The organism is Veillonella sp. VA137, assembly GCF_003992015.1.
In the GTDB taxonomy this organism is placed as follows: domain Bacteria; phylum Bacillota; class Negativicutes; order Veillonellales; family Veillonellaceae; genus F0422.
In genome coordinates, this window is sequence record NZ_RQVK01000014.1 from 38,775 (window position 1) to 51,323 (window position 12,549).

Annotated in this window: 12 protein-coding genes; all 12 read right to left on the reverse strand. The window is 39.8% G+C overall.

Features of this window, described 5'->3' with window-relative positions; translation table 11 throughout:
• Positions 1-47: 47 nt before the first annotated feature.
• The 12 genes from rnc to EO116_RS07185 all read right to left on the reverse strand — a co-directional run bounded on the left by rnc (position 48) and on the right by EO116_RS07185 (position 12,365).
• Positions 48-785, reverse strand: coding sequence for a ribonuclease III (rnc, locus tag EO116_RS07130; RefSeq protein WP_370447274.1), 738 nt, complete (start codon positions 783-785; stop codon positions 48-50).
• Positions 782-2,026, reverse strand: coding sequence for a beta-ketoacyl-ACP synthase II (gene fabF / locus EO116_RS07135; protein ID WP_127161232.1), 1,245 nt, complete (start codon positions 2,024-2,026; stop codon positions 782-784). The genes rnc and fabF overlap by 4 nt, the downstream gene beginning before the upstream one ends.
• A 24-nt stretch (positions 2,027-2,050) precedes the next feature.
• Positions 2,051-3,007, reverse strand: a complete 957-nt coding sequence (locus EO116_RS07140) for a nitronate monooxygenase family protein (protein WP_127161233.1) — start codon at positions 3,005-3,007, stop codon at positions 2,051-2,053.
• 70 nt (positions 3,008-3,077) lie between these two features.
• Positions 3,078-3,308, reverse strand: a complete 231-nt coding sequence (locus EO116_RS07145; protein ID WP_009353552.1) for an acyl carrier protein — start codon at positions 3,306-3,308, stop codon at positions 3,078-3,080.
• Positions 3,309-3,352: 44 nt separating this feature from the next.
• A complete protein-coding gene (gene fabG, locus EO116_RS07150) occupies positions 3,353-4,096 on the reverse strand; it encodes a 3-oxoacyl-[acyl-carrier-protein] reductase (RefSeq protein WP_127161234.1) in 744 nt (247 codons plus the stop codon).
• Position 4,097: 1 nt separating this feature from the next.
• Positions 4,098-5,036: an ACP S-malonyltransferase gene (gene fabD, locus EO116_RS07155; RefSeq protein WP_127161235.1), complete on the reverse strand. Its 939-nt coding sequence runs from the start codon at positions 5,034-5,036 to the stop codon at positions 4,098-4,100.
• A gap of 15 nt (positions 5,037-5,051) precedes the next feature.
• On the reverse strand, positions 5,052-5,996 hold the full coding sequence (gene fabK, locus EO116_RS07160) for an enoyl-[acyl-carrier-protein] reductase FabK (protein WP_009353568.1): 945 nt from the start codon (positions 5,994-5,996) through the stop codon (positions 5,052-5,054).
• 10 nt (positions 5,997-6,006) lie between these two features.
• Positions 6,007-7,002, reverse strand: a complete 996-nt coding sequence (locus tag EO116_RS07165; protein ID WP_127161236.1) for a beta-ketoacyl-ACP synthase III — start codon at positions 7,000-7,002, stop codon at positions 6,007-6,009.
• Positions 6,986-8,014 (reverse strand): phosphate acyltransferase PlsX, encoded by a 1,029-nt coding sequence (gene plsX, locus EO116_RS07170; protein WP_009353579.1) that lies wholly within the window; start codon positions 8,012-8,014, stop codon positions 6,986-6,988. The genes EO116_RS07165 and plsX overlap by 17 nt, the downstream gene beginning before the upstream one ends.
• Positions 8,015-8,023: 9 nt before the next feature.
• A complete protein-coding gene (gene fapR, locus EO116_RS07175) occupies positions 8,024-8,578 on the reverse strand; it encodes a transcription factor FapR (RefSeq protein WP_126939208.1) in 555 nt (184 codons plus the stop codon).
• Positions 8,579-8,681: 103 nt separating this feature from the next.
• Positions 8,682-9,830 (reverse strand): hypothetical protein, encoded by a 1,149-nt coding sequence (locus tag EO116_RS07180; protein ID WP_127161237.1) that lies wholly within the window; start codon positions 9,828-9,830, stop codon positions 8,682-8,684.
• Between the two features lie 273 nt (positions 9,831-10,103).
• A complete protein-coding gene (locus EO116_RS07185) occupies positions 10,104-12,365 on the reverse strand; it encodes a TonB-dependent receptor (protein WP_127161238.1) in 2,262 nt (753 codons plus the stop codon).
• Positions 12,366-12,549: the final 184 nt, after the last annotated feature.

The window sequence follows — 12,549 nt, forward strand, 5'->3', positions numbered from 1 at the left end:
ACTCTTATCAAAGAAAAAGGGAGTGGTTCCCCACCCCTCAATCCTTACTATTGTATAAGCTTTTCATAAGCTTCTTTTGCAGCTGCTTGAGCTGCTACTTTTTTATTTCGTCCAGAACCTACCCCTGATGGAATTCCATCAACGACCACTTCCATAGTAAAAAATTTATTATGATCCGGTCCTTCCTCATTAATGACATGATACCGTATCACAGATTCTCCTTTTTGTTGTACCAACTCTTGGAGCAATGTTTTAAAATCTTTTCCTACTTTTCCTGAAAGTGCCATTTGGAGATATCCATGCAAATGACTCAAAACAAACTGTTTTCCCACTTCGTAACCACACTCTAAATAGATAGCTCCTAAGACAGCCTCAAAAGTATCTGCTAAAATAGAGTTTCGCTCTGCTCCACCACAATGACGTTCCCCTCTACCTAGTCGTAAGTAGGTACCTAATTCCAACGTACGGCTACATGCAGCTAAAGAACCTTCACATACAGTACAAGCTTTTAAACGAGTTAGTTCACCCTCAGTCATTTCTGGATATGTAATAAATAAATATTCTCCTATAATAAGGTCTAACACAGCATCCCCTAAGAACTCTAAACGCTCATTATGATGTTCATGAGATAATTTATGTTCATTCGCATAGGAAGAATGTGTCAAGGCACGATTCAAAGTACCTATATTTTGTAATGGCAATTGTAAATTCGCAATAAGCTCGTGAAGTGATTCTTCACGAGCCTTGCTAGTTACTTTGCTACTTTTAGGCGCACTCACAATTATGCCTCGTAACGACGAACAACGATAGTACCGTTGTGTCCACCGAAACCAAAAGAATTGGAAAGAGCTACATCAACTTTCATGTCACGAGCTCCGTCAGATACATAATCTAAATCCAATTCTGGATCTGGATTATCAAGGTTAATTGTTGGATGCACTTTGCCAGTCTCAATAGCCATTGCCATAACAATTGCTTCAATAGCACCAGCAGCACCTAATAAGTGACCTGTCATAGATTTTGTGGAGTTTACTGCTAATTTACTAGCATGATCTCCAAATAATTGTTTGATTGCCAATGTTTCATTTGCATCATTGATGGATGTAGATGTACCATGAGCATTAATATAATCAACTTCTTCAGGTTTGATACCTGCATCATTTAATGCTAATTCCATACATTTACGAGCTTGTGTGCCGCCTGGTGCAGGAGAAGAAATATGATATGCATCACCATTGGTACCATATCCCACTACTTCTGCGTAGATATGCGCACCACGTGCTTTTGCATGTTCTAATTCTTCCAATACGATCATACCAGAGCCTTCACCCATTACGAATCCATCGCGGTCAGCTGCAAACGGACGAGATGCTTTTGTAGGTTCATCATTACGTGTAGACATAGCTTTCATTGATGCGAAACCAGCTACTGCTGCTGGAGAAACTGCCGCTTCTGTACCACCTGCGAACATAACATCTGCTTGGCCATGTGCAATCATGCGGAATGCTTCACCAATTGCATTAGTACCAGAAGTACAAGCTGTAACAACAGTTTCTACTGGTCCTTTCAATCCTAATTGGATAGATACACGACCAGATACCATGTTAGCAATCATCATAGGTACTGCAAATGGACTTACACGACCTGGACCTTTTTCAAATAGAGTCACATATACATCGTGGATAGAATCAATACCGCCGATACCAGTACCAACTACAGTACCACAACGATCTGCTTCTTCTTTATCTAAATCTAAATCAGCATCTTTTTGTGCAAGCACTGCCGCTGCAATAGCAAATGCTGCAGAGCGGTCCATACGGCGCGCTTCTTTTTTATCAATTCCAAATTGTGTTGGATCAAAATCTTTAATTTCTCCTGCAATACGAGTTGCATAATCACTTGCATCAAATCGAGTAATTGGACCGATACCAGATTCGCCACGTAGCAATGCATTGTAAAAGTCATCTTTACCGATTCCCACTGGTGTCACAGCACCTAAACCAGTAATAACAACACGTCTTTCCATTATTCCACCTCTTTATAATCTCATTTAATCAATGGCTGCTGCCTCTGAAACTAGGCGAGCAAAAATCTCATGCACAGGTAATATGGAATCTACTTTTCGCATATTATTACCTGAGAACACTAATCCCGTTTCCACATCCCCTTGTTGAGCACGTGAAAGGGCTTTAATAATACAGAACTTGTGAGAACAATGCTTCAAGCATCGATGACACTCTGTAGGTGGCGGTACTGTACCGTCTAATACTGTTTCTGCAAACTTATTACGCAACGCTTGTCCTGGAAGTCCTACTGGACTTTGAATCAAGACAATATCTTCTGGAGCATCTGCACGAACGTACATTTTTTTCAATTCATCAGAGGCATTACACTCCACACTAGCAGCAAAACGGCTTCCCATTTGTACACCACTAGCACCAAGTTTAATCATCTCTACAATATCTGCTCCATCAAGAACCCCACCAGCACCAATGACTGGAATGTTTTTTACAGCTGCTACTACTTCTGGTACTAACTCACGAGAGGAGCAGTCTGTACCTAAGTGACCACCTGCTTCACAACCTTCCACAATGACTGCGGAGGCTCCTAATCCTTCAGAAATACGAGCTAATTTAGGCGTGGATACGATAGGTACGATAGGTGTACCAGATTCACGTCCTAAAGCAAACATATCTCTGGAAAATCCAGCGCCAGCTACAACAAGGTCAATGCCCTCTTCAATGGCCGTTTTTACAAGGCCTAAAAATTCTGTAGCGGCTACCATTGCATTTATACCGATAATGCCCGTAGGCGATAATTTTCTTGCTAATTGTATTTCGTATCGTAATTCATCAAAAGGCATGCCAGATGCTGCAATCAGGCCGATACCACCTTCATTTGCAACTGCTGCAGCCAACCGAGCTGTAGACAATCGGATTGCCATTCCACCTTGAATTACCGGTACTTTGGCTACCAATTTCCCTATTCGAAGTTCAGGGAGTTTCACTATTATTCCTCCTATGTGCACATCCACTCAGGGGGCTTAGCCCCCTTTCGTGGTGCATAAGTGCTAAGACTTATTTTGTAGAATCGATGTAATCAACTGTGTCTTTTACAGTTTTGATTTTTTCAGCAACATCATCAGGGATTTCAATATTGAATTCCTCTTCAAATGCCATGATCAATTCAACGATGTCAAGAGAGTCAGCGCCCAAATCATCGATGAAAGTGGAATCGATAGCCACTTCAGATTCGTCAACGCCCAATTGTTCAACAACAATAGCTTTTACTTTGTCAAATGTGCTCATTACATACACCTCCTTTCACATAGTCTATGTATAGGATCTTGCGTTTACATCACCATTCCGCCGTCTACATTGAGAACTTGGCCAGTAATATAACTTGCAAACTCAGACGCTAAAAACGTTACTACACTAGCAATTTCTTCCGGTTGACCCATACGACCAAACGGAACTGTAGCTGCAATACCTTCTTTAATTTTTTCAGGTAATACATCTGTCATTGCTGTTTCAATAAATCCTGGTGCTACTGCATTCACAGTAATACCACGAGTGGCTAATTCTTTAGCACAAGTTTTAGTAAAGCCAATTACCCCTGCTTTAGCAGCGGCATAATTGGCCTGACCCACATTACCTGTAACACCAGATACAGATGTCATGTTGATAATGCGACCAGCACGTTGTTTTACCATAAGCTTAGCAACTGCTTTTGTCACTAGGTATACACCTTTTAAGTTGATATTCAATACATCATCCCAGTCGGAATCTTTCATACGAATCAATAATCCGTCACGAGTGATGCCTGCATTGTTTACAAGAATGTCAATATGACCAAATGCAGCTACTGCTTCATCCACCATAGCCTGTACATCCTCAGCATTACCCACATCAGCTTTAATTTTAATTGCTTTACGACCTAATGCTTCAATGGCTGCTACAGTTTCTTGTGCAACTTCTTCATTACCAATAAAGTTTACTACTATATCTGCTCCAGCTTTTGCTAAATCGATAGCAGTGGCTTGACCGATACCACGGGATGCACCAGTAACTAATGCTACTTTACCTGTTAAATTCATGTTATTCTCCTTGTAAGAATGCAATCGCTGCTGCTAAGGATGGTTCATCTTCAACATTGGCTAATTCCATTGCTTTGTTAATTTTTTTAGTAAAACCTGTTAATACTTTTCCTGGACCTACTTCTACAAATCGAGTAGCTCCGAAGTCTACCATAGTAGCCACGCAATCTTCCCAAAGTACTGGTGCTGCTGCTTGTTTTACTAAGGCCGCTTTAATAGTAGCTCCATCTTTTAAGATTTCCCCAGTAATATTGGCTACAACAGGAATTTGAGCATCTTTTACTTCGATTTTATCTAATTCTTCTTGTAAGCGTTTCGCTGCTGGTTCCATTAAACGACTATGGAAAGGCGCACTAACTGGTAACATAACAGCACGCTTGGCACCAGCTTCTTTCATTTTTTCAGCTGCCACTTCTACGGCTTTTGTAGCACCAGCAATTACAATTTGTCCTGGGCAGTTAAAGTTAACTGCTTGTACAGATCCTACAGTATTATTCACTTCTCCGCAGATACGAACTACTTCTTCACGTGGTAATGCTAAGATAGCCGCCATAGCACCTTCGCCCAATGGTACAGCTTCTTGCATATATTCGCCACGTTTATGCACTACGTAAACAGCATCTTTAAAATCAAGAACACCTGCTGCTACCAAGGCACTATATTCACCAAGGCTATGACCACCTACGATATCAGGTGTAAAGCCTTTTTCTTTTAAAATTTCATAGCATGCCACACTAGCTGTTAAAATCGCAGGTTGTGTGTTTGCTGTTTTTACTAATTCCGTATCTGGACCTTCAAAACATAATTGTGAAATAGAATATCCCAATGCTTCATCTGCTTGTGCAAAACGCTCTCTTACGATAGGATACGCTTCGTACAAGTCTTTCAACATACCCACTTTTTGAGACCCTTGACCAGGGAATACAAATGCTGTTTTCATAAGGTTTCCTCCTGCTTATCGGATAACAGATTTTAAGTTCAACATTACTTCTTCTGCTTCACGAACAATATCTTGAATGATTGTTGCGCAAGGTTTAATATCAGTCAACATACCTGCAATTTGTCCAATCATAACGGAACCGTTTTTAGTTTCCCCTTCAATGGCAGCTTTTCTAAGTGTACCAGCACCTAGATTTTCAAGAGCTTCTTTTGGTGCGCCACTGAACTCAAGGGATTGATATTTACGAGCTAATAAATTCTCAATGATACGAACTGGATGACCTGTTGTCAAGCCTGTCATCACTGTGGAACGATCTTTTGCTTTCAATACAGCTTCTTTATAGTTTTCATGGGCAATACATTCTTCAGATACTACGAAACGAGAACCCATTTGAACTGCACTAGCGCCCAATGCTAAGGCTGCTGCCATACCGCGACCATCTGCAATACCACCAGCTGCAATAACAGGTACGTCCACAGCATCTACGATTTGAGGGATTAAGCACATAGTTGTAATATCTCCTACGTGACCGCCAGACTCAGTACCTTCTGCAATGACTGCATCGATACCGCCACGAAGTAAACGTTTCGCTAATAATACAGAAGCTACTACAGGAATTACTTTTGTACCGATTTCTTTGAAAGCTGGTACCCATGCGGATGGATTACCTGCTCCAGTTGTGATGACTGGTACGCGTTCTTCTAAAGCAACTTCCATAACTTCATTCACAAATGGAGACATTAACATAATGTTACAACCATATGGCTTGCTTGTGCGTTCTTTTAATTTATGAATTTCTGCACGGAATACATCAGGAGGCATATGTCCTGCACCAATAATTCCCAAACCACCTGCTTCAGATACAGCAGCTGCTAATTCAGCTGTACCTAACCAAGCCATACCACCTTGAAGAACGGGATACTCTATCCCTAACAAATCACAAATATCAGTCTTAATCATCTTTTCCTCCTTAGCACCATTTCATTACTAGACTTGCCCAAGTTAATCCTGCACCAAATCCAGCAACGGCAAGATTATCACCTTTTTGCAATTTTCCTGCACGCACTGCTTCATCTAAAGCAATCGCAATGGATGCTGCTGATGTGTTTCCATACTTAGGTAAATTAATAAATACTTTATCTTCTGTCAGATGCAAACGATCTGCTGCAGATTTGATAATGCGAGTATTCGCTTGATGTGGAATGAAGAAATCTAATTCTTCCAGTTCCATATTTGCCATTTCTAGAGCTTTCAATACAGTTTTACCCATCGTTTTTACAGCAAATTTATATACTTCTTGTCCATTCATATGAATGAAAGTAAGCCCCTCTTCACGACGCTCTGTGGTTGGTGGCAATGCCGTACCTCCAGATGGAATACATAGATGCATTCCGCCACTTCCGTCAGCCCCCATATCCATACCGAGCATACCATAGCCTTCTTCTACTGAAGATACTACAGCGGCTCCAGCACCGTCACCGAAAAGAACACATGTATTGCGATCTTCCCAGTTTACTACACGAGATAATACTTCAACACCTACTACAAGCACATTTTTAAACAATCCAGCATTGATATAAGAACTAGCTGTAATCAGAGAGTATACATATCCTGAGCAAGCTGCAGATAAATCAAAGGCTGCTGCTTTTGTAGCGCCTAAATTAGCTTGGACTAAGCATGCTGTAGATGGAATTGCCATATCGCCTGTTAATGTGGCAACAATGATACAATCGATATCTTCTACTGTTAACTTAGCAGCTTCTAAGGCTTTTTTTGCCGCTTCTGTAGCCATATCTGAAGCATTTACACCTTCTGGTGCAATTCTACGTTCTTTAATACCTGTTCTTTCTTGAATCCAAGCATCGCTAGTATCTACCATTTTTTCTAAGTCTGCATTTGTAAGAACTTTTTCTGGCACATAGCTACCGGTACCAATAATTCCGACTGGCTTATTCAGCATTGTCATATGTTAGGGTCCCTTCTTCTTCAATACTTGAGGAAATATGTTCAATCAATTTCCGTTCTACTAGATCTCCAGCAATTTTAATTGCTGTCATAATTTCCTTAGATTTGGAGCTACCATGGCAAATAATAAATACACCATTTACCCCTAATAGAGGTGCTCCGCCATTTTCTGTGTGATCTAGTCGTTTTTTTATTTTCTTAAACACAGGAACAATCAATAAGGCTCCTAGTTTAGAGATAATGCTACTTTGTTTGATGCCTTCTTTTAGAATATCTTGTACCACAGATACAAGACCTTCCGCAAATTTAAGCACCACATTACCTACAAATCCATCACATACTACTACATCTACCGTTCCTTTTGGAATATCACGGCCTTCCACATTTCCTTTAAAAGGGATTGTTTTCAGTTTTTGTAGTAACGGATAGGTTTCTAAGACAACTTCATTTCCTTTAGTGGATTCTTCACCAATATTTAACAAGCCCACAGTTGGGTTAGGTTTACCAAGTAATAACTGCGCATAGTTATATCCCATGATAGCCCCTTGCACTAGATGTTTTGGCTTACTATTCGCATTAGCACCAGAATCTAGCATAATTGTCACGCCATTCGCTGTTGGTAATGGTGTAGCAATACAAGGGCGCTCAATCCCTTTGATTCTTCCCAAACCTAATAGAGCCGATGCTACAGCTGCTCCAGTACTACCTGGTGCAATCACCGCATCACATACCTTTTCACGAACTAAACGTGTAGCCACTGCAATGGACGCATCTTTCTTCTTGCGCAAGGCAATACTAGGATGCTCATGCATTTCTATGACTTCACTAGCATGATGAATGGAAATTCTTGGATTCTCCAGTTCACCTTCTGCTTCTAAAATTTCTTTTATTTTACTTTCATCACCGACAAGCACGATATCCATAGTATCGTATTCGTGCACAGCGGCAATAGAGCCTAAGACTATTTCGAGGGGAGCAAAATCGCCACCCATAGCATCTACTGCAATCTTCATAGTTCACCTTTATTCTATCACAGATTCCATAATGAATTTAGCGCGAAACACTTCTTTTATGTTATCTTTGATTGTTACTTTTATAAAGAATTTTTCTCCTCGTTGTCGCACTAACTCTGCTTTCGCTGCCAAATTGACGTCACTCTTAACAAGGCTTTTATACTTAATGTTTCCAACTCCAGCAATCATCGTAGGTACTCCTACAATGGCTCTCGCCAACGAGTTCGCTTGAGCATATAAATATTGTGCCTCTACGTAACCAGAGCGATCCAGCATATCTTTTGTAGTGCGAAGAACACTGATGCCGTATTGTCCTACTGCTAAATCAATGACATCTCCTACCACATCTGCCCGATCTATATGCTGTCGGTCATCAGAATGCTCCTGTGCCATTGCCTTAATCCGTTCACGTAATTCAGGAATGCCTAGAGCCAACCGATCCAATCGAATGGTAGGAACACTGACACCAAAATATGTGGCCAATTCCTCATCTGTCGTGAAGGGACTTATATTCAGTTTTTCGCGCAATAACTGTTGTCGTTCTTCCTTCTTTATACGACTCATATAACCACCTTTTATGACCAAGTAATAATACTTCCATACAATTATACTCTAAAATGATAATAGCATGCAAGCTTTTCTTTATTACTATGCAAAATATGCATAGCTATTTGAGAATGGTCAAGATCCCTTCATTAGTGTTTACATGGATTGGCGCGCTTCCCTCCGATGCATTAGGTCTATGGTCTACCACTTTAATATACCCGTTTAATACATTTACTACGATAGGATATACATCTTCTTGGTATATGATACCTGCCGTTTCTGGAGTATCCCCACCAACGATATTTTGAATGTGGCTTCCTGTGAAAGCATATCCTTTTCCTGTGCCCAATAGCAATTCTTCATGACCCGTACGATGTCGCTTGGCACCAATCCATTGGTTATGCCATGTGGCATTGTTTTTTAATACTAAGGTGATTCCTGATTGATGAGGATTATCTCCACTTTCAGCAAATTCATTTAATGCTGCCCCAGTCCACACGGAGTCCTTCGTTCCTAAATTCATCATAATATACGAACCATGACGTCCTGGATTAGGGTTCAACCCATAATTTTTGTTAAGCACACCAAGATTACCCATCACTTGTACTGTCGGATACTGATCAACCTGCTCCACAGAAGAAATCGTTGTGCTTGTATAGGTATCAGCTAATCGGTTAGTGCCAATGCCAATGCTACCTTCTTCTACAATAGCACCATACACATCTGCTTGTTGGAACGGCATTGTTTCTATTTTCACAGGACCATCCAACGTAATATAACTATCTTTATTAGCCTGCACGCCATTACCAACAGCACGAATCACCGTCGGACCATGAACCACAACTTTCGTATCGTACTTAGGATCATTAATCTGTTTTCGTCCAAAGCCTGCATACATACCACTCATGTAGTAATGGGCCATTTCATCAGGTTGATCATAAGGAGTAGAGTTTTGCATAGCCACTGTTAACCCTTTATGAATCGTCAATCGAGTACCGTCATGGACATATATCCCCGATACATTGTGATGTTTTTTTAGTGCTGCATCGTAGCCTACACCACTCACCTCTATATGCAAGCCTTCAGGATAGTCTAACACCTCATGATATTTACGCATTCCAACAGCCCGACCAGTAGTTTGTACAGTAATATGCTCTGGCTGTGTTACATTGGCTTCATACACCATATCAGCTGAGGCTCCATACACCATAGGCACTAAACTTAAACACCCTAGTATCGTTCCTATAGCAAGCTTCTGTTTATATTTCATATATACCCCCTTTAGCACGCCCATCATCATCGATGATTATCTTCTTTAGTATACCATTGGTCGATATAGTAATAAAATCTACGTCTATGAATATTAGTTATACCATAACTTGAGCGCCACTCCTATTGTATAGTCTCACTCCGAAAGCTCCCTATCCTTGCATATCACCTCTAACTATTTGCATGCAAATTACTTCCCCACCTAAAAAAAGAGATGCCTCTATATAGAATCATCTCTTTCCTTATAATATGTAATTATTCTTACATTTAGATTTTAGAATTTAAACTTCATCCCCACAGAGTAGGTACGGCCTGGAGCTAGTTCTTTTGTATAGAATTGACGATCAAATAGGTTTTGTATACCTACTTGAACTGTAGCTTCTTTAGATACTTTATAATTCACATATGTATTTGTTATAAAGTAACTATCTTCTGCTCCATATTCACCCAAGGATCTATCTTTACCTTGACGTGCACTCACATATTGCATATCCCAAATCGCATTCCACTTGCCGCTGTTATATTCAAAACCACCATGGAATAGATGTTTCGGAATCTCAAAGTTTTGTTGTCTTTCATCTTTTACATCTGTATTAGCTAATGCTTGGTTATGAAGTTCTCCCATTTGCCATGTATAATTACCAAATACAGACCATTTTGATGACAACCTATGACGTAGTTCCAGTTCTACACCACGACGTGTTTCAGATCCTACATTAACATAGGTTTTATAATCATCTTTACCATCTTGCTTTTTATATGTCACATATTGAATTTTATCTTTAGTTTTCACATAAAAAGCTGCTACATTTAGCTTTGTATTTTCATTCCAAGATTTTTTCAACCCCAATTCAAATGTATCAGAATGTTCTGGATCTAGATTTGGATTGGCTTTAATTTCACTTTTCGATGTTTTTCCATATCGATACACTTGGTATAACGTTGGTGGTGCAAAGGAATGACCATACGAAGCGTACACATTGGTTGTATCATTCATATATCGTTCTACCGATATCTTAGGACTGATTTCTGTGTAGGAACCTTCTTTATGATGTATAATATCATAGGTTTTTGTCTTCTGATTGTATTCCCCATGAGACCCATCATATTTTTTAAAATGATCGAAACGAAGGCCTGCATAGATAGCCCAACTATCATTTGGACGATAGGTATCTTGTACAAAACCGGCAATGTTGCGACTAGCCCCACTGTTTGTTTCACTGATACCATTTGGATATACGTTTGTATCCACAGCCCCTTTATCGCGCCAATGGGAAAGCATGATTTTATTTTGGTCAAATCGTTCTTGTTTCCAGTTCAAACCACTTACGATTTCATGTTTTCCTTGGCTATTCCAAGCTTTTTGCACATCAAGATTATAGGCTTTGCCTGGATAAAAAGAGTGCGTCCCTGGACCTTCATAATCTCCTGAATTTGCTTTTGTTGGCATAGAGTATCCATCTTTCTTTTTATCTAATAGACTCAAAGAAATTTGCAGTTTATTTACATCATTTTTGTATTGCAAGCTATGACTTTGATACTCACGCTCTGCATCATGCCCTAGGAATCCATCGCCTTTCACTTCTACGTACTTTGTATCATCGATTTTGATATTTCCAGTGAAAGTGGGCTTTCCATTCACTATTACTACACTTGTTGGATTATGATACGAGTATTTATGATTTGCATAGGTATACCTATAGGTTAAAGATTCTTTTTTACCTAAGTGCATCGTTATATATGCTGACAAATTTTTATTATGTAAAGATTTATCACCACGATTACCCAATACATAATTACCATTTTTTAATTGTTCTAATGGTACATCTGGCGCTACAGCTTTGACCTTATCTGTCACTTTTTTGCTACTTTCAGTGATAAAGAAGCCTGGGAAGCCTTTTGTACGGCGTTCCTCTGCAGACACACCAATCGTAATTCGATTAGAAACAGATGCATCAAAACCTAAGGCATTATTCCATGTTCCATAGGTTCCCCCATTTATTTTGCCATGCCAACGAATCTCCTTGCGGTCTGCTTTCGGAGCTACTTGCTTCGTTTTGATGCTGACAACGCCTGCTACACCTTTTCCACCATACAAGGAGGAACTAGCACCTCGAACTAACTCAATTCGCTCAATAGAATGAACAGGAATCACTTCCCAATCCACCTTATTATTGAATGAGTTATTCATAGGCACACCATCAACGAATACGGATATATTTTTAGAATCAAACCCACGAATTTGAAGTTCTCCTGCAGAAGCTGCACTTTTATAGACTCCCGGCAACAGTTGTAGCGCATCTGCTACTGTATCTGCTTTACGGTTTTCAATATCTTTTGCCGTCACTACCGATACAGAGCTAGGTGTTTTCGCAATATCTTGTATTGTTCTAGTCGCTGTTACTGTTACATCAGGTAATATAACTGTATCCTCTGCCACTTGTGTATCTGCCGCATATCCATGTTGCCCACTCATAGCTAATACTACCATGGATAACAACATCGCCCGAGTTGTCTTTTGTTTCACTTGTTTCATTCGTACTTCCCTTCTTACTATAAAACAAACATTAAGTTTCCTATTAGTATACCATTCATTTTCAATATTGCAAATCATTTTGTGAAAATATCTTCATATATAACAAAAAAGGCTCTATAATAAATGTTGGGGCTACTCATATAAGAGTAGTCGCCAACATTCTTTTTTTGCAATAAAATAGACA